The organism is Nostocoides veronense (assembly GCF_039531185.1).
Lineage (GTDB): Bacteria > Actinomycetota > Actinomycetes > Actinomycetales > Dermatophilaceae > Nostocoides_A > Nostocoides_A veronense.
On record NZ_BAAAPO010000068.1, the window covers coordinates 20,561 to 39,280 of the forward strand.

Annotated in this window: 16 protein-coding genes; 9 read left to right on the top strand and 7 right to left on the bottom strand. The window is 67.8% G+C overall.

Going from position 1 to position 18,720, the window contains the following annotated elements:
- The first annotated feature begins 1 nt into the window (after position 1).
- Positions 2-1,642, top strand: a complete 1,641-nt coding sequence (locus ABD225_RS18340) for a GTPase (RefSeq protein WP_344089153.1) — start codon at positions 2-4, stop codon at positions 1,640-1,642.
- A gap of 73 nt (positions 1,643-1,715) precedes the next feature.
- Here the strand turns inward: ABD225_RS18340 and ABD225_RS18345 are convergent, their stop codons facing one another.
- Positions 1,716-2,342: a single-stranded DNA-binding protein gene (locus ABD225_RS18345; protein WP_344089069.1), complete on the bottom strand. Its 627-nt coding sequence runs from the start codon at positions 2,340-2,342 to the stop codon at positions 1,716-1,718.
- A gap of 185 nt (positions 2,343-2,527) precedes the next feature.
- Between ABD225_RS18345 and ettA the strand changes: the two genes are divergently transcribed.
- Entirely contained in the window at positions 2,528-4,210 is a 1,683-nt protein-coding gene (ettA, locus tag ABD225_RS18350; RefSeq protein WP_344089070.1) for an energy-dependent translational throttle protein EttA, read from the top strand.
- Between the two features lie 4 nt (positions 4,211-4,214).
- Here ettA and ABD225_RS18355 read toward each other — a convergent pair whose 3' ends face one another.
- Together ABD225_RS18355 and ABD225_RS18360 are read right to left on the bottom strand one after the other, a co-directional pair.
- The gene (locus tag ABD225_RS18355; RefSeq protein ID WP_344089073.1) at positions 4,215-5,795 is read right to left on the bottom strand and encodes an aspartate:alanine exchanger family transporter; all 1,581 of its coding nucleotides are present in this window, start codon (positions 5,793-5,795) and stop codon (positions 4,215-4,217) included.
- Positions 5,796-5,870: 75 nt separating this feature from the next.
- Complete coding sequence (locus ABD225_RS18360; protein ID WP_344089075.1) at positions 5,871-6,518, bottom strand: TetR/AcrR family transcriptional regulator; 648 nt, start codon at positions 6,516-6,518, stop codon at positions 5,871-5,873.
- A gap of 85 nt (positions 6,519-6,603) precedes the next feature.
- Between ABD225_RS18360 and ABD225_RS18365 the strand changes: the two genes are divergently transcribed.
- Positions 6,604-7,362, top strand: a complete 759-nt coding sequence (locus ABD225_RS18365) for an SDR family oxidoreductase (RefSeq protein WP_344089077.1) — start codon at positions 6,604-6,606, stop codon at positions 7,360-7,362.
- 17 nt (positions 7,363-7,379) lie between these two features.
- Here the strand turns inward: ABD225_RS18365 and fabG are convergent, their stop codons facing one another.
- The gene (gene fabG, locus ABD225_RS18370; protein ID WP_344089079.1) at positions 7,380-8,138 is read right to left on the bottom strand and encodes a 3-oxoacyl-ACP reductase FabG; all 759 of its coding nucleotides are present in this window, start codon (positions 8,136-8,138) and stop codon (positions 7,380-7,382) included.
- Positions 8,139-8,223: 85 nt separating this feature from the next.
- Here fabG and glgX point away from each other — a divergent pair, with 85 nt between their 5' ends.
- The 6 genes from glgX to ABD225_RS18400 are packed head-to-tail and all read left to right on the top strand — an operon-like array spanning position 8,224 to position 14,866.
- Positions 8,224-10,413: a glycogen debranching protein GlgX gene (glgX, locus tag ABD225_RS18375; protein WP_344089156.1), complete on the top strand. Its 2,190-nt coding sequence runs from the start codon at positions 8,224-8,226 to the stop codon at positions 10,411-10,413.
- Entirely contained in the window at positions 10,410-10,850 is a 441-nt protein-coding gene (locus ABD225_RS18380; RefSeq protein WP_344089083.1) for an acyl-CoA thioesterase, read from the top strand. Before glgX ends, ABD225_RS18380 begins: the two co-directional genes overlap by 4 nt.
- Positions 10,847-11,473: a DUF8010 domain-containing protein gene (locus ABD225_RS18385; RefSeq protein WP_344089085.1), complete on the top strand. Its 627-nt coding sequence runs from the start codon at positions 10,847-10,849 to the stop codon at positions 11,471-11,473. The genes ABD225_RS18380 and ABD225_RS18385 overlap by 4 nt, the downstream gene beginning before the upstream one ends.
- A gap of 33 nt (positions 11,474-11,506) precedes the next feature.
- Complete coding sequence (locus ABD225_RS18390; protein ID WP_344089087.1) at positions 11,507-12,349, top strand: inositol monophosphatase family protein; 843 nt, start codon at positions 11,507-11,509, stop codon at positions 12,347-12,349.
- A 14-nt stretch (positions 12,350-12,363) separates the two neighbouring features.
- A complete protein-coding gene (locus ABD225_RS18395; protein ID WP_344089090.1) occupies positions 12,364-14,070 on the top strand; it encodes a glycoside hydrolase family 13 protein in 1,707 nt (568 codons plus the stop codon).
- Between the two features lie 7 nt (positions 14,071-14,077).
- A complete protein-coding gene (locus ABD225_RS18400; protein ID WP_344089093.1) occupies positions 14,078-14,866 on the top strand; it encodes a glycerophosphodiester phosphodiesterase family protein in 789 nt (262 codons plus the stop codon).
- A 9-nt stretch (positions 14,867-14,875) separates the two neighbouring features.
- Here the strand turns inward: ABD225_RS18400 and ABD225_RS18405 are convergent, their stop codons facing one another.
- The 3 genes from ABD225_RS18405 to pepN are packed head-to-tail and all read right to left on the bottom strand — an operon-like array spanning position 14,876 to position 18,720.
- Positions 14,876-15,256, bottom strand: a complete 381-nt coding sequence (locus tag ABD225_RS18405; RefSeq protein WP_344089095.1) for a globin — start codon at positions 15,254-15,256, stop codon at positions 14,876-14,878.
- Entirely contained in the window at positions 15,253-16,167 is a 915-nt protein-coding gene (locus tag ABD225_RS18410) for a mechanosensitive ion channel family protein (protein ID WP_344089098.1), read from the bottom strand. The genes ABD225_RS18405 and ABD225_RS18410 overlap by 4 nt, the downstream gene beginning before the upstream one ends.
- Before the next feature lie 3 nt (positions 16,168-16,170).
- A complete protein-coding gene (gene pepN, locus ABD225_RS18415; protein WP_344089101.1) occupies positions 16,171-18,720 on the bottom strand; it encodes an aminopeptidase N in 2,550 nt (849 codons plus the stop codon).

Consider the following 18,720-nt stretch of genomic DNA (forward strand, 5'->3'; position numbering starts at 1 on the left):
CATGAAACTCGGTCGCGGGCGGTCCGGCGTCACGGCCGCTGACCTGACCGAGCACGCGGACGCCCTGACCAAGGCCCTCGACGCCGGCGGCGCCGAGCTCGACCCGACTGCAGCGGCGGCTGCCCACGCGGTGACCGCCAAGGTGACCGAGCGGATGGGGCGCAGCGGCAGCCACACGGTGGTGGCCTTCGCCGGTGCGACGGGGAGCGGAAAATCCAGCCTCTTCAACGCCGTGGTGGGCGCGCCGGTTGCCACCATCGGCGCCCGGCGCCCGACGACATCGAAACCAACCGCCGCGATCTGGGGTGACGAGCCGGCCGGAGCACTCCTCGACTGGTTGGAGGTGCCAACCCGTCACGAAGTCGCCGGGAGCGCGGAGACTCCGCTCGACGGGCTCGTGCTGCTCGACCTGCCGGACTTCGACTCCCGCGAGACGGCGAATCGCGTTGAGGCCGAACGCATTCTGCAGTTGGCGGATGTATTCGTGTGGGTGACGGACCCGCAAAAGTATGCCGATGCGCGCCTTCACGACGACTATGTCGCCGCGATGACGCACTACGACGCCGTGACGGTTGTCGTGCTCAACCAGGCCGACCGGCTCACTCCCAGCGCGCTCAAGGAATGTGTCGCCGACCTGGAGCGACTGTTGCGCCGCGACGGCCTACCGCAGGGCAAAGTCATTGCCACCTCGGCGACCACCGGAAGCGGCGTTCAATCCTTGCGCGACGAATTGGCCAAGGCGGTCGACGGCGCGCGCGCCGCGCGAACCCGCCTGGATGCCGATGTCCGCGCGGCGGCGCAGAGCCTCCAGACCGGAGTGGGGGCATCGGAAGCCGACCCCACCCGGGAGCACCACGCCGGGCTCGTGGCCGCCCTGAGCAAGGCTGCCGGGATCCCGACCGTCCTCGACGCCGTCCGCCGCGACTACCAGCGCGACGCCATTGCCGCCACCGGTTGGCCCTTCACCCGGTGGGTGCGACGATTCCGGCCCGATCCACTGGGTCGCCTGCGTCTCGACCCCAAGGAGCGCGAAGCCCTTTCTGATCCGCAGGCCCGCCGCTCGCTCGGGCGCTCCTCGATTCCGGTCGCCAACCCCGCCGCCCGCGCGGCGGTCGACCTCGCGTCGCGGCGGTTAGCCGATAGCGTCGCTGCGGGTCTGCCCCACCGGTGGGCGGACGCCATCCACGCCGCTGCGGCCCCCAGCACTGACAGACTCGCGGACGAACTCGACCAAGCGATCCTCTCGACGCCGCTGCGCAGCCGGCGACCAGTGTGGTGGACGCTGCTCGGGGTCGTGCAGATCCTGCTCGCGCTGACGACCCTCGTGGGCCTGGCTTGGACGATCGTCGAAGTTTTCTTCGGCGCCCAAGACCTCATCGACTTGCCGATGTGGCATGTCGGGCCGTTCGGCCTCCCGCTTGTGCTGCTGGTGGGCGGCCTCCTGCTCGGCTGGCTGCTTGCCCTGCTGTCGCGTTGGTTCGCCGGCATCGGCGCCCGCCGTCGAGCCGCGAGAACAGGCAAACGTCTGGACGCTGCCATTGGCGAGGTCGCCGACCGGGTCATCGTCGAGCCGATCGCGGCCGTGCTCGCTCGCCACAAGGTGACACGAACTCAGCTCGCCGCCGCCTCCGGCCGCCGCTGAGCCTGCTGACAGGCCGCCACGAGGGCCGGCGAAATGGCGCGCCGAGCCCCCGCAGCAACCGGTCAGCAGCGCGTCATACGAGCGCGTCGGCCGGCTCGGGCTCCTCGATGAAGTCGACCTCGGCCTCCGGATCGAAGTCGTCCTCCACCACGGACAACCGGGGTGGCTCGGCCTCACCGACTGCGTCATAGTCCGGATTCCAGGAGTGGCTCTCGCTGCCCGGCGACCACGACTGCCCGCCCGAGCGCCCCCACGTCTCGGGGTCGGTCCGGGAGTCCTCCGACTCGCGCACTGACCGCACGATCGGGTCGTTCTGAGGGTCCTTCGGATCCTCGCGGTTCGCGCGGCCCTTGTGGTAGTCGACATACCCGAAGGTCAGGTCGTGGCCGATCATGCTCGCGGTGATCTCGATGTTGGCGCCCTCGGACCCGTCACCTCGGGTGTAGGTCGTGGCCCGCACCTTGCCGTGCACGAGCACGCGCTGACCCTTCTTGACCGACGCGATCGCGTTGACGGCCAGGTTCCCAAAGGCGGTGACTCGATAGAACTCCGTCCGCACATCCTCATACCGGCCGTCATCTCGGCGACGCGAGATGTTGTTCGCGATCCGGAAGACCGCGAACGGCTGCCCGGAGGCCGCCACCCGCTCCTCGGCGTCGAAGACGACATTGCCGCTGATCGTCAACCTCGGTTCGTTCATCCCTGCACTCCTTGCCTTTAGTGGCTGTTCGCGACGCGGGCTGCGCCGTCTCCACCAGCGTGGCGAGTCACAGCCACCGTGGAAAGGGGGCCTCGAAAAGCTGTGGAAAGCGCCTTTTGGGGCCTCGCACCTGTGGACGAGGAGACGATTCGGAGCAGGCCGAATGCCCGGATAGCCTTGTCCTTATGCCCGAATTCATCTACGTCTTCTCCAAGGCGCGCAAGGCGCATGGCGACAAGGTCATCCTCGACGATGTCACCTTGTCCTTCCTGCCCGGCGCCAAAATCGGCGTCGTCGGTCCCAATGGCGCCGGCAAGTCGACCGTGCTGAAGATGATGGCCGGGCTGGAGCAACCCTCGAACGGCGAGGCCCGCCTCACCCCCGGATATTCCGTCGGCATCCTGATGCAGGAGCCGAAGCTCGATGAGACCAAGACCGTCCTCGGCAATGTCGAAGAGGGTGCCGGCGAGATCAAGCGGGCGCTCGATCGCTACAACGAGATCTCCGAGTTGATGGCCGATCCGGACGCCGACTTCGACGCGCTCATGACCGAGATGGGCCAGCTGCAGGAGAAGATCGACGCCGCCGACGCGTGGGATCTGGACTCCCAGCTCGAGCAGGCGATGGACGCGCTGCGCTGCCCGCCGCCGGATGCCGACGTCTCGGTCCTCTCCGGCGGGGAAAAGCGCCGCGTCGCCTTGTGCAAGCTGCTGTTGGAGAAGCCCGACCTGCTGCTGCTCGATGAGCCGACCAACCATCTCGACGCCGAATCGGTGCTGTGGCTGGAGCAGCACCTCGCGGCATACCCCGGCGCCGTCGTCGCGGTCACCCACGACCGCTACTTCATGGACAACGTGGCCGGCTGGATCCTCGAACTCGATCGCGGTCGCGCCTATCCCTACGAAGGCAACTACTCGACATACCTCGAGAAAAAGCAGGCCCGCCTGGAGGTCCAGGGCAAGAAGGACGCCAAGCTCGCCAAGCGCCTCGCCGAGGAACTGGAGTGGGTGCGCTCCAACGCCAAGGCCAAGCAGACCAAGTCCAAGGCCCGCCTGGCCCGCTATGAAGAGATGGCGGCCGAGGCCGAGCGCACCCGCAAACTCGACTTCGAGGAGATCGCCATCCCGCCCGGCCCGCGCCTGGGCAGCAAGGTCATTGAGGTCAAGAATCTCGTCAAGGGCTTCGGCGACCGCGTCCTGATCGACGGGCTTTCTTTCACGCTCCCGCGCAATGGCATCGTCGGCGTCATCGGCCCCAATGGTGTCGGCAAGACCACCCTCTTCAAGACGATCGTGGGCCTGGAGTCCGCGGACGCCGGCAGCGTCGACATCGGCGAGACCGTGAAGATCTCGTATGTCGACCAGGGCCGCTCGGGCATCGACCCCAACAAGAACCTGTGGGAGGTGGTCTCCGATGGGCTGGACTTCATCAAGGTCGGCAATGTCGAGATCCCGTCCCGGGCGTATGTCAGTCAGTTCGGCTTCAAGGGTCCGGACCAGCAGAAGAAGGCTGGCATCCTCTCCGGTGGAGAGCGCAACCGCCTCAACCTCGCGTTGACCTTGAAGCAGGGTGGCAACCTTTTGCTGCTCGACGAGCCGACCAACGACCTGGACGTCGAAACCCTCGGGTCGCTCGAGAACGCGCTTCTCGATTTCCCCGGATGCGCCGTCGTCATCAGCCACGACCGGTGGTTCCTCGACCGCGTGGCGACGCACATCCTCGCCTACGAAGGCGATGACGAGAATCCCGCGAAGTGGTTCTGGTTCGAAGGCAACTTCGAGGCCTACGAGAAGAACAAGATCGAGCGCCTCGGCGAGGAGGCCGCCCGCCCGCACCGGGTGACCTACCGCAAGCTCACCCGCGACTGACGAGCTAGATGATCGTCAGGATCTGGCAGATCACGATCTTGACGACCATCGCCACGGGATAGACGAGGGCGTAGCCCATCGTCACCCTCGGGTCGTGGGTGGTGTTCTCGTTGGCATAGGCCAGGATCGCCGGCTGCGTTTGCGAGCCCGCCATCAATCCTGCGACCCGCGGCGCGGCCATCGAGAGCCGGCGGACGCCGACGACCAGCACGGCCGCGTGCGCCGCAGTCACCACGAGCCCGGCCAGCACGATCTTGATGCCCAGCGGCGAGGTGATCGCCGTGACGACCTGCGAGCCGGCGCGACCACCGGCATAGGCCAGGAAGAGCAGCAGACCGAGTTGCGTCAAGGTCTCGGCGCCGGAGTGCGGCAGCGTCCAGAGCATCGGGCCGGACCGTCCCAGCCGTCCGACGACCAGCCCCACGAGGAGCGGCCCGGCCGCGGCGCCGAGGTGCAGGGTTCCCAGCCCCGGGATGGCGAACGGGACGATGCCGAGGAGGAGGCCGAGCGTCATACCCGTGGCCAGGCCGAGCGGGTTGATGTCCGAGATCGCGTGCTCGGAGTCCCCGAGATACTTCGCCACCTTGGCCATCTGATCCGCGGGCGCGGTGACGCGGATCCGGTCGCCGGGCTGAATATGCAGATCGGCGGCGGCCAGGAAGTCCTGATCGGCGCGACGAACCCGGGTGGGGGTCGCCATGAAGCGATCCCACAGGTGCAGCTCACCGATCGTCTTGCCGAAAAGTGCCTTGTTGGACACCACGATTCGCCGGAAGTCGAATTCGTCGCGCTCCATCGTCAGGACTTCGTCGCTCGCACGGCCAAGCTGCTTGGTCAGGTGATCGACGCTCGCCCGCGCACCGACGATGTGCACAAGATCGCCGGGGCGCAGCACGGTCGAGCCGGCGGCCATGTGCATCTCGCCGTCAGGTGTGCGGTGGCGGGAAAAGAGGACTTCGCCGTATGGCGTGCGCCGCAGTTCGCGGATCTCCATGACGTTGTCGTGGGTAATCTCGACGGTGCGCGTCGTCATGGCGGGCGAGGTGCCCTCCGGCTCGGGATCGGGCAGCGACTGCCCGCGCCGCAGCAGCCAGGCGGTGGTCAGCAGCATGACGAGCACACCACCGATGTAACTGAGCGAATAGCCGACCGTCGGCTCCGGCGAGCCGTTCAGCCGCACAATCGCCGCGGCGAGCCCGGGGGTGTTGGTGTTGGCGCCGGCATATAGGCCCGCGATGGTGCCCGAGGAGAAGCCGAGCACCCGGCCCAGCGCGTAGGTCAGCGCCCCGACGCCGATGAGCGCCCCGGCGACCAGCGCGATCGGCCGGATACCGCGGCGTAGGCCGCCGAAGAAGGAGGGTCCGGCGACGATCCCCACGGCATACGCGAAGAGCGATAGGCCCAAGGTGCCGACGATCTCGGGGACCGCCCAGTCCGGGTCGATGGCCGAGAGCGCGAGGGCCGCGAAGAGCACACCGGCTGGGCCGAGCCCGACACCGCGGACGGTGATCTTGCCGAGCAGGGTGCCGATGGCCAGGAGGGCGAACAGCACGAGGACCGGCTGGTCGGCGAGGAACTCTCTCACGTGGGTCAAGCCTAGGGACGTCTCAGCGAGCGCGCCAGACAGGTCAACCTGACTGGCCGAGCCCGGTCAGGAGGGTCAGCGCACCCCGACCAGGCGCAAGCCCAGGCGGCCGTTCGTGGCGCCGATCTCTTCGGGAGTGCGCTTGATGCCCGGTTGGTACCACCGCGCGACATCGATGCACAGCGACATCAGCGCCAACGCCGTGTGGGGGACGTCTTCGACGACGAACTCACCACGCTCGACGCCATCGACCAGCACCGACCGGACCACCGCATCGATCTGTTTGCGCAGGTCCATCACCGCCTCGCGGTGCTCCGGGGTCAGGTGACCGAACTCGTACTGGATGATCCGCCCGATCCGGTAGACCTCCGCATGCCAGCGGGAGAAGTTCACAAGAATCGCGTAGAGCGCCTCGCTCGGAGTCGTTGCCGCGGCGGCCGCCTCAACGAGCATGTCGCGGGCGGCGGTGTGACCGCGCTCGCAGATCGAAAAAAGCAAGTCCTCCTTGGACGCGAAATGCACATAGACGCCGGCGGGGGACAGGCCCGCGCGGCCCGCGATATCGCGGGTCGTCGTCGCGTGAAAACCCTTGTCCGCGAACGCATCCGCCGCGGCCTCCATCAGCCGCAAGGCGGTCTCGGTGACCCCATCGGTGAGCGGGATGGCGGCGACATCATAGGTGCGAACGGGCAGCGCGGACTGCAGCCCGGTCGCATCGCTCATAGCTCCCGATTGTGCCTCACCGGAGGTATGACGCGCGTGATGCAGCGCATTGACGATGGCTTGCCTGCCGTGGTGAAGTCCCGGCATGAGCAACCGCCACGACGCCAAAGTCGCCATCGTCACAGGAGCATCCCGAGGCATCGGCCTCGCGATCGCCGAACGCCTCGTCGCCGAAGCAGCCAAGGTCGTTATCACGGCGCGCAAGCCGGAGGCGCTCGCGGAGGCCGTCGCAGCCCTGGGCGGGCCGGAGTATGCCGTCGCGGTCGCCGGCAATGCCGCCGACGAAGCCCACCAGGGCGAGGTGGTCGCTGCGGCGATCGAGCGGTTCGGACGCCTCGATTACCTCGTCAACAACACCGGCATCAATCCGGCATACGGGCCGATGCTCGAGATGGACCTCGACGCGGCGCGCAAGATCCTCGACACCAATGTCGTCGCGGCGCTGGGGTGGACGCAGAAGGTTATGGCTGGTGGCCTCGGGGCGCACGGCGGCGGCGCGATCGTCAATATCGCCTCCGTCGCCGGCATCGGCGCCTCCGGGGTCATCGGGATGTATGGCGTGTCCAAGGCCGCCCTCATCCACCTGACCACCGAACTCGGTTTCCAACTCGGCCCAGACGTGCGCGTCAATGCCGTCGCGCCCGCCGTCGTGAAAACCAAGTTCGCCGAGGCGTTGTATGAGGGCCGCGAGGAAAAGGTCAGCCGCGCCTACCCGCTGAAGCGCCTTGGTGCGCCCGAGGACATCGCCGGCGCGGTGAGCTTCCTGCTCTCCGCGGATGCCGCCTGGATCACCGGGCAGACGATCGTCGTCGACGGCGGGGTGACCCTCTCCGCCGGAGTCTGACGTCGGGGCGGCCCAGCTCAGTCGAGCGGGCCGCCCGCGACATAAATGACCTGACCGGAGACGAAGCCGGCGCCCTCGGAGCACAGGAAGCTGATCGTGGCGGCGATATCGTCCGGCTGCCCGACCCGCTGGACCGGGATCTGTGTGGCGGCGGCCTTGATGAAGTCCTCGAAGGGCATCCCCACGCGCTCGGCGGTGGCGGCGGTCATCTCGGTCTGGATGAACCCCGGGGCGACGGCATTGGCGGTCACGCCGAAACGGCCGAGTTCGATGGCGAGGGTCTTGGTGAAGCCCTGCAGGCCCGCCTTCGCCGCCGAGTAATTGGCCTGGCCACGGTTGCCTTGCGCCGAGGAGGACGACAGATTGACGATCCGCCCGAATTTCGCCTCGGTCATGGCCTTCTGGCAGGCCCGGGTCATCAGGAAGGCGCCGCGCAGGTGCACGCCCATGACCGCATCCCAATCCGCGGCGGACATCTTGAAAATGAGATTGTCACGGATGATCCCCGCATTGTTCACGAGCACCACGGGGGCCCCGAGCTCGGCGGCAACCCGCGCCACGGCGGCCTCCACCTGAGCCTCGTCGGCGACATCGACCCCGACGGCCAGCGCCCGCCCGCCCGCTTCTTCGATGGCCGAGACCGTTGCGGCACAAGAGGATTCATCCAGGTCGAGGACGGCGACGGCATACCCATCGCTCGCCAGGCGCTTGGCGGTGGCGGCGCCGATGCCGCGCGCGGCACCGGTGACGACGGCGGCCCGATCAGTGCTGGTCATAGGGGGTGGCTCCTTCGAGGATTTCTCGCCGCAGCGGGCGACGGATAGCGTTAACGGGTTGCCTGCAGCCTACGGTGAGGACGAGATGGATCTCTGGCCGGGTAAGCCCTACCCCCTCGGGGCGTCATATGACGGCTCAGGGGTCAATTTCGCCGTCTTCTCGGAGGCGGCCACGGGTGTTGACCTGTGCCTGATCGCCGACGACGGCTCCGAGGAGCGCGTTCCCCTCGGCGAGGTCGACGGTTTCGTCTGGCACGGCTATGTCCCGGGTATGCAGCCCGGGCAGCGCTATGGCTTCCGGGTCCAGGGTCCGTACGACCCTGAGCACGGGCACCGCTGCGATCCGGACAAACTGCTGCTCGACCCCTATGCCCTCGCCATCGACGGGACGATGGAGGGCGATCCGTCGCTTTTCTCGTATCCGATGACCGACGGCACGCGGGGGACGACGGGGGAGCGCAACGGTCTCGACAGCCTCGGGCATACCCTCCTGTCGGTCGTCGTCAATCCCTTCTTCGACTGGGGTCAGGACCGGCCGCCCAAGCACGAATACCACCAGAGCGTCATCTACGAAGCCCACGTCAAGGGCATGACGATGCTGCACCCAGATGTCCCGGAGGCGCTGCGCGGCACCTATGCCGGCATCGGTCACCCGGTCATCGTCGAGCACCTTGTCTCCCTCGGGGTGACCGCCATCGAGTTGATGCCGGTGCACCAGTTCGTCAATGACTTCCACCTGCAGGACAAGGGGTTGTCGAACTACTGGGGCTACAACACCATCGGCTTCTTCGCCCCGCACAATGGGTATGCCGCCTATGGCACCCGCGGCGAGCAGGTCGCCGAGTTCAAGGGCATGGTCAAGAACCTGCACGCGGCGGGGATTGAGGTGATCCTCGATGTGGTCTACAACCACACGGCCGAGGGCAACCACATGGGCCCGACACTGGCCTTCCGCGGCCTGGACAACAAGTCGTACTACCGCCTGGTGTCCAGCAACGAGGCGCACTATTACGACACGACGGGCACCGGCAACAGCCTGCTGATGCGCAATCCCCATGTGCTGCAACTGATCATGGACTCGCTGCGCTACTGGGTCACCGAGATGCATGTGGACGGTTTTCGCTTCGACCTCGCCGCCACCTTGGCCCGGCAATTCCACGAGGTCGACCGGCTCTCGGCCTTCTTCGACCTCGTCCAGCAGGACCCGGTGGTCAGCCAGGTCAAGCTGATCGCCGAGCCGTGGGATATCGGCGATGGCGGCTACCAGGTCGGCAACTTCCCGCCGCTGTGGACCGAGTGGAATGGCAAGTACCGCGACACCGTCCGCGACTTCTGGCGCGGCGAGCCGTCGACGATCGGTGAGTTCGCGTCCCGCCTGACCGGCAGCTCCGACCTCTATGAGCACTCGGGCCGCAAGCCGATCGCCTCGATCAATTTCGTCATCGCCCACGACGGCTTCACGCTGCGTGACCTGGTGTCCTACAACGAGAAACACAATGACGCCAATGGCGAGGACAATCGGGACGGCGAGAGCCACAATCGCTCGTGGAACTGCGGCACCGAGGGGCCGACCGAGGACGTCGACATCAATGCGCTGCGCCTCCAACAGCAGAAGAACTTCATCACGACTCTGCTACTCTCCCAAGGCGTTCCGATGCTCGCGCACGGCGACGAGCTCAGCCGCACCCAAGGCGGCAATAACAACGCTTACTGCCAGGACAACGAGATTGCCTGGATGGATTGGGAATTGTCCGAGGAGCAATTGGACCTGCTCGACTTCACCCGCCGGGTCCTGCAATTGCGCAAGGAGAATCCGGTCTTCCGGCGCCGCCGCTTCTTCGCCGGCAGCGCCGATCACGGCGGCGAGTCCGACGTGCACGACATCTCGTGGTTCACCCCGGCTGGCCTGCAGATGAACGAATCAGACTGGAGCAATGGGCACGCCCGCTCGCTCATGGTCTTCCTCAATGGCAATGCCATCCCGGAGCCGGACCCGCGGGGGATGCCGATCCGCGGCGACAGCTTCCTGATGATCTTCAACGGGCACAGCGAGATGCTGCCGTTCACGCTGCCCGACGCGGAGTACGGCACCGACTGGACGGTAGAGATCGACACTGCCGATCCCGAGCCGTCGATCCGCACCTATGCCGCGGGTGAGCCCGTCGAGACCCAGGCGCGCAGCGTCATCGTGCTGCGACATGTCAGCGTCAAGGACGCCCGCCCGCCGCGCGGCGCCGCCAAGGCGCCGGAGATTCGAGGTGTGGCCCGCCCATGACCCGCTTCGTCGATGTGGCCCTGCGCTGGTCAGACATGGATGCCTATGGCCATGTCAACAACGTCCAGTTCCTGCGGCTGCTCGAGGATGCGCGAGTGGCGGCCTTCGCCGAGTGGTTCGGCCAGGACCGGACGATGCTGGAGACCGGGGTGCTTGTCGCCCGGCACGAGATCGAATACCTCGCGCCGCTGACCTTCCGGCACGCGCCCGTGCGAATCTCGTTGTGGCCCACGGCAATTTCTGGGGCGAGTTTCGAGCTCGGGTATGAAGTCCGCGACCCCGAGGGGGTTGGCGACCGGCTGTATGCCCGAGCCGAGACCTCCCTTGTGGCCTATGACTTCGCGACGGCCAGCCCGCGTCGCCTGACCGAATCCGAGCGCGCCCGGCTGCGCGAGTTGGCGGGGGAGCCGGTGGCCTTCCGGTGGCGACGGCGATGAGTGAGTTGCGCTTCGCCGACGCTGAGTCCCTTGCCGACCTGCGCCGATTTGCCCTGCTGGCCAAGGAGATTGACGCGGACGCCGCTGTTCGTTTGGCGGCTTCGGGGGGTGTGCTGGCGGCATACGTCTGCGTGCTGCCCGGCCGCGGGCTGACCGGCAGCGGCACGGTGCTCGGACTGCGGACGGTCGCGCTCGCCGAACCGGCCGAGGTGGACGCCGTCGTGCCGGTGGCGGCGGTCCTCGACCGGATCGCCCACGCCGAGCGCCGGGGTGAGGCGGCCATCCCGGTGCCGCCGATGTCGGTCTTCGTCCCGTGGGCGGCGATGACCCCGCCGCGGACCGGCTGGGAAGAGGTCATGACCTACACCCCCGAGACCTTGCTCGCGGAGGTCCGGGCCGGCGTCACCACGCTCGGTGAGGCGGGCACCGGGCTTGCGGCCCAGGTCGATGCGCTGCGCGCGCGTGTGTGGGGCGAGGAACTGCCCGGCAGCCGCGGACCGCGGGGGCTGGCCTTCGCGGCATACAGCCTGCGCTTCCTCGCGCCCGGTGAGCCGGCGACTCTCTATCGCTGCGGCACCTGGTGGCGGCTGCGAACGACCGGCGGACACGTCCTCGCTCGCTGACCTGCGGCCTCGGTCATGTGACAGGCTCGCCGTATGACGCGTCTCCCCGCGCAGCTCGAGCCGACCGAGCAGTGGTTGGCCGACTTGTCCGCCGATCCCGCGAGCGCCCAGGATCGGGACCTCGCGGGCGTCCTCGTGGCGCGCGGCGTGGCGGTCGGGAGGTGGATGCGCGAGCGACCGCTGGCGACCACGCGCAAGACCTCCGTGTCGGACATCGTGACCGAGGCCGACCACCGGGCGGAGGCCGATATCGTCGCGGCGCTCGCCGCGCTGCGGCCCGCTGACGGCATCCTCGGTGAGGAAGGTGCCGCGCGGGCGAGCGCTTCGGGACGCACGTGGATCATCGATCCGGTCGATGGGACCTACAACTACGCCAGTCGTCTTGGCTCGTGGTGTAGTGCGATTGCCCTTCGCGCAGAAGGCGATTCGCTGATCGGAGCGGTAGCCTCGGGGGCGACCGGGGAGACCTGGATCGGGCAGACCGAGGGCGATGGCCCCGGGCTGCTGCTCCACGATGGCAAGCCGGCGCCCAACCTGTTGGACACTGCCCTCGCGGACATCGCCCTGACCACCTATCTACATCCGACGCGCATGCACGACCTGGATGTCATCGAGCCATGGCTGGCCGCCTCCAGCGGCGCGGCGACGGTCCGGATGCTCGGCTCCGGCTCGCTCGACCTGGCCGCTGTCGCCGCCGGCCGGGCCGGCGGATTCCTCCAGAGCGGGACGGCCGACTGGGATTGGTATCCCGGCATCGCCCTGGTTCGGGCGGCCGGGGGAGCGGCGCGGGTCGTGCACCACCGCGGCCATCGCTGGCATATCGCCGGACCCGCGCGCGTCGTGGCGGACGTGGCAGAACGCCTGCTCGGTGCGTGATGGAATAGGCCCTCGTGACGACTCTCGCGACGACCACGATCCATGACCACGACGCCGCGAATGCGGCCTGGTGGCGCCATGCGGTGATCTACCAGATCTATCCGCGTTCCTTCGCCGACAGCGACGGAAGTGGCATCGGCGACCTGCCCGGTGCGCGCGCGAAATTGCCCTACCTGAAGGCGCTCGGCGTCGACGCGGTCTGGTTCTCGCCGTTTTATGTCTCGCCGCAGCACGACGCCGGCTATGACGTCGCGGACTATCGCGATATCGACCCGCTCTTCGGATCGCTCGCAGATTTCGAGGGCCTGATCGCGGACGCCGATGCCGCCGGCCTGAAGGTCATCGTCGACCTGGTGCCCAATCACTCCTCATCCGAGCACCCGTGGTTCCAGGCGGCCCTCGCGGCCGGGCCGGGCAGCCCGGAGCGGGAGCGCTATATGTTCCGCAACGGACGCGGTGAGAACGGCGAATTGCCGCCCAACAACTGGAAGTCCGTCTTCGGTGGCCCGGGGTGGACGCGCGTCACCGAGACCGACGGCAGCCTGGGCCAGTGGTACCTCCACATCTTCGATGTCACCCAGCCGGACCTGAATTGGGAACACCCGGACGTTCGTCAGGAGTTCCTCGACATCCTCGACTTCTGGGTGCAGCGCGGCGTCGCCGGCTTCCGGGTCGATGTCGCCCACGGCCTCGTCAAGGACCCGGCCCTGCCGGACTGGGATGGCGAGCTCGAACTGCTCGGCCCCGAGGACGAGGAGCGCCCCACCAGTGACGCGCCGATGTGGGACAAGGACGGCGTCCACGACATCTACCAGTCCTGGCGCGCCCTGCTGGACTCCTATGGCGAGCCGGACCGCATCCTGTGCGCCGAGGCCTGGGTCAACCCGCCGGAGCGGGCCGCCCTCTACATCCGTCACGACGAGTTCCACCAGGCCTTCAACTTCGACTTCCTCGAATGCCCTTGGCGCGCAGCCGATCTGTATGCCGTGATCGCCAAGTCGCTCGAAGTGTGCGATTCCGTCGGCGCGCCCGCGACCTGGGTGTTGAGCAACCACGATGTGGTGCGCCACGCCAGCCGCCTCGCGCTGCCCATCGGCGAGCGCCGCCCGAACGGCATCGGCGCGGCCGATCCGCAGCCCGACCAGGCGCTGGGCCTGCGCCGGGCCCGGGCGGCGACGACCCTCATGCTCGCGCTGCCGGGATCGGCCTATCTCTGCCAGGGCGAGGAACTCGGGCTGCCGGAGGCCACCGCCCTGCCCGACGACCTGCGGGAGGATCCGGTCTATCTGCGCACCGGCGGCAAGGAACTCGGCCGCGACGGCTGCCGCGTCCCCCTGCCGTGGGTGGCGGGCGAGCCCGGGCTCGGCTTTGGCCCCGGCGGCAAGACCTGGCTTCCGCAGCCGACGTCGTATGCCGCCCTCGCGGCCGACCTGCAGGTGGGCGTCGACGGTTCCACGCTGGAGCTCTACCGGGCGCTGCTGAGGACTCGCGCGGAGCGCGAACTCGGCCTCGGGAGTCTGGCTCGGGTTGATGGTCTCGGCGACGACATCGTGGCCTATGTCAACAGCGGCCTGAACGACCGCTTCCCGACGCTCGTCCTGCTCAATCTCGGCTCCGATGCGGCACGCCTGCCTGACGGCGCTGAGGTGCTGGTGGCCTCGGGCGAGCTCACCGCGGACGGACTGGTCCCGACGGACACCGCCATCTGGGCGCGGATCTGAGCGACCGATGCGCGCGGCCGACCACCCCTATTTCGACCTGACGGGACCGGTCGGCCTCGCGCATCGGGGCGGGGCACTGCATACCCCAAATCTGCAGCGAGAGAACACGATTGCCGCCTTTGCCGAGGCGGTCCGGCTCGGTTTCCGCTATCTCGAGACCGATGTCCACGCCACCAAGGATGGGCAGCTTGTCGCCTTCCACGACACGCATCTGGACCGGGTCACCGACGGCCGCGGCGCCATCGCAGACGTCTCCTCGTCCGATCTCGCGTCGGTCCGCACCGCCGCGGGCGATGCCATCCCCACGCTGGTCGAGGTGCTCGAGAGCTTCCCCGCGGCGCACGTCAACATCGACGTCAAGGCCGCCGGGGCGATTGCGCCACTGATTGAGACCGTGCGCTCGATGGACGTGCTCGACCGCATCTGCGTCGGATCGTTCTCGGAGTCCAGGCTGCGGGCGGTGCGCAAAGGACTCGGCCCGCGCCTGGCCACCGCCGCGGGACAAGCCGGGATCGTCGGCCTGCGATATGGCCCGCTGCCGCTTTCGCGGCTGCTGCATTCGTCGTCGCCGGTGCTGCAGATCCCGCGACGTCATGTGGTGCGTGGCCGGCGCATCGAACTCGTCACGCCGGCGCTGGTGCGGCGCGTGCACGCGGTGGGCAAGCACCTGCACGTCTGGACGATCGACGACCCACGGGAGATGACCGAGTTGCTCGACCTCGGTGTCGACGGCATCGTCACCGACGACTTGGAGGCGCTGACGGCGGTCTTCGCCGCACGCGGCTTGCGCCCCTGAGCCCGAGCCTCATTCCATCGCGTTGACCAGGCTGTATGCCGCCCGCGTGAGATAGTCGCGCAGCGTCGCGTCGTGCTGGGGATCCAGCCCGATGGCGTCGACCGCGTCCATCATGTGCAACAGCCAGCGGTCCCGCATGTCGGGGGTGACGGCATATGGAACGTGACGCATCCGCAGCCGGGGGTGGCCGCGCTGCTGCGAATAGGTCGTCGGCCCACCCCAGTACTGCTCGAGGAACATCCGCAGCCGGTCGGCCGCCGGGCCGAGATCTTCTTCGGGATAGAGCGCGCGCAGGGGTTCATCGCCTGCCACGCCCGCATAGAAGACCGCGACCAAGCGCTCGAAGGTCTCGTGGCCACCGATGGCCTCATAGAAGCTGGCCTCGCTCACGCCGCACCTCCTGGTGCCGGGAGTATGCCGCTTGGTCGCGGCCCCGGGATCCCGGCCGAGTCCAGTGCGTTCTTGGCGCGCAGGCGCACCTCTCGCTGCACTGAGAACTCCTGTCCCGCAACGCACTTGGCGATCATCCGCAAGGTCATGGCGCCACCGACCAAGGACTCGACGCCCAGGACGCTCGGCGCGTCGACGACCTTGTCCGACCACTGGGGATCGGCGGCAAAGTCAGCGACGACCCGGTCGAGAGCCTGCAAGGCCTTCTCGACATCGGCGTCATAACCGACCGGCAGGTCCACGACAACCTGCGCCCAGCCCTGGCTCTTGTTGCCGACACGCAGAATCTCCCCATTGCGCACATGCCAGGTCACGCCATTGGCATCACGCACGGTCGTGATCCGCAGCGAGACATCCTCGACGGTGCCCGTCACCTCGCCGAGGTCGACGACATCGCCGACGCCGTACTGATCCTCCATGATCATGAAGACACCGGAGATGAAGTCTTTGACGAGGCTCTGCGCGCCGAACCCCAGCGCGAGACCGCCGACGCCGGCCGAGGCGAGCAGCGGCGCGAGCGGCAGCCCCAAGAGCGACATGATCGTCAGGATCGCCACGAGCGCGACGACCAAGGTCACCGTGCTGCGCAGCAGGGTCCCCAGCGTCGCCAAGCGTTGCCGGTGGCGGTCGATCGACCAGCCGGTGGCGTGCGCGACAAACCGACCCGTGCGCGAGGACTCCTCCCGGTCACCGCGGGCGATGGCGAGCGCGATCGCCCGGCGGATGACGCGGTGCAGCAGCCAGCGCAGGATCGTCGCCCCGAGGATCGTTGCGACGATCCGCATCGGCACGCCTTGAAACCCCTCCCACAGTTCGTGCCGGGTCAGGAGTGGCACGACGGTGCCCGACATCGCTCAGGCCTGGGCCCGGTCGCGCTCCTGGGCGGTCACGGCCCGGGCGACACCATCGCGATTCTCGGCCATCGTGCGCCGGACCGTGGCGGGCGCATCCGGATTCGCCGCGAGCCACTCATTGGTCGCGGCGAGGAGCTCCGGCCCGGCCAGGCCGCTGGGGAAGAAGCCGTTGATTTCCTCGGCGATGGCGAAGGTGCGGGTCTTGGCGACTTGCAAAATCACGTCGAGGAATTTCGCGACATAAGGCTGTAGCAGGGCCGGGTCGTCGGCCTTGTTGAAGCCCATGGCCAGCGCCATGATCACCGAGTTCGGCGTCTTCTCGTTCTCGACGCCCTCGGCCCAGGCCGCCGCCTTCGCTTCCGCGGTCGGGCGCGCGGCGCGGGCGCGGGCGGCGCGTTCACGGCCATTAGAGGTGCTGTCGCGCTCCAATTCGGCGGCCACGAGGTCGCCCTCCTCGGCGCCGATCGCGGCCAGGGAGGTCACCAGCGTCCACCGCATATCCGGGTCGATGGCCAGTCCGTCCAGCGGCGCGCTGCCGTCGAGCAGCCCGCGAACCAGGGCGGGGTCGTCGCCGGGGGCCAGGAGCACGGCATATGCGGACACCAACTGCAATTGCGCGTCGCTGCCGGCCGGTGCCGCCAGGGCCATCGCCCGTAGCTTCTCGACCACCTCGAGGCGAGCCGCGGCCCGGTGTTCCGGCGCGAGATAGTGCGACAGGCAGGTCGAGATCTGCGCGAGCAGGCTGCGCAGCAGCGTCGAATCGCGCTCCCCGTCGACCACGGCGAGGGCGAAGGTGAGGTAGTCGCTGGCGCGCATCTCCCCATCGCGCGTCATATCCCACAGGGCGGCAACGGCGAGGGAATGGGGGAGGGTTTCGGTGAAACCGCGCGGCCGGGCCAGCACCGAGGCGAGCGAACGCTCGTCGAAGCGGATCTTGGCGTAGGCGAGATCGTCGTCGTTGACCAGCAGCACGGCCGGCTGCTGCAGACCGATCAGTTCCGGCACCGGTGTCTGCGCGCCGTCGACGTCGACATCGAAAACCGCTGAGCGGACGAAGGATTCGCCGTCCAGGTCGTAGGCCCCGATGCGCAGGCTGTGCGGGCGCAAGAGGTCATCGCCGGAGGCAACGCTCTGCTCGATGACAGCTGAGGAGATGGCTCCGCGATCATCGGTGCTGATGACCGGGCGCAGGATGTTGACGCCTGAGGTCTCCAGCCACTGACCCGACCAGGTCTGCAAATCGCGACCGGAGGCGGCCTCCAATTCCCCGAGCAGGTCGGCGAGGGTCGTGTTGCCCCAGGCGTGCTTCGCGAAGTAGGCCCGCAGCCCGGCGACGAAGTGCTCGCGGCCGGCATACGCGACCAATTGCTTCAAGACCGAGGCGCCCTTGGCATAGGTGATGCCATCGAAGTTCGTCTCGACATCGTGCAGGTCGCCGATCGTCGCGACGATGGGGTGGGTGGAGGAGAGCTGATCCTGGCGATAGGCCCAAGCCTTCTCATGCGTGCAGAAGGTCGTCCAGGCGCTCGACCATTGCGTCACCTCGGCCTGGCAGGTGGTCGAGGCCCACTCGGCGAACGACTCGTTGAGCCACAGGTCGTTCCACCACTGCATCGTGACGAGATTGCCGAACCACATGTGCGCGAGCTCGTGCAGGATCGTCAGCGCGCGACGTTCGATGAGCGCGTCCGGGACCTTGCCGCGGAAGACGTACATCTCGTTGATCGTCACGCAGCCGGCGTTCTCCATCGCGCCCATGTTGTATTCGGGCGTGAAGAGCTGATCGTATTTCGTGAACGGATAGGGCGAGTCGAACATCTCCTCGAAGAACGCGAAGCCGCGCTTGGTGCAATCGAGGATGTTATCGGCGTCGAGATAGGGCGTCATCGACTTGCGGCAGAAGACGCCCAGCGGAATCTCCCCGGCGCGGGTGGTTACCGAGTCGCGCACCACGTCATACGGCCCGGCCACGAGCGCAGTGATGTAGGACGAGATCCGGGCGGTCGGCGGGAAGGACCAGCGGGCCACGCCCTCGCGGACCGCCTCGGACTCGGGCGTGATGCTATTAGAGACAACCTGCCAGTGATCGGGCGCCGTGACGCTGAACGTGAACTCTGCCTTGAGATCCGGCTGCTCGAAGACAGCCATGATCCGCCGGCTGTCGGGTACCTCGAACTGGGTGTAGAGGTAGACCTCGTCGTCGACCGGGTCGACGAAGCGGTGCATTCCCTCACCGGTGTTCATATAGGCGCAGGTCGCGTCGATGACGACCGCATTGTCCGCGGCAAGGTCCGGCAGGCTGATCCGGGCGCCATCGAAATGCGTCGCCGGGTCCAGCGCGGAGCCATTGAGAGTGATCGCCTCGACGCTCGGGGCGATCAGATCGAGGAAGGTGTCCGACCCCGGCGCGCTGGAGGTGAACTGCACGGTCGTGACGCTGCGGAAGGTGTCCGGCGAGGTCGTCAGGTCCAGATCGACGGCATAGCTGGCCACCTGAATATGCTCGGCGCGAGATCGCGCCTCGTCACGGGTCAGATTGGTTCCCGGCAC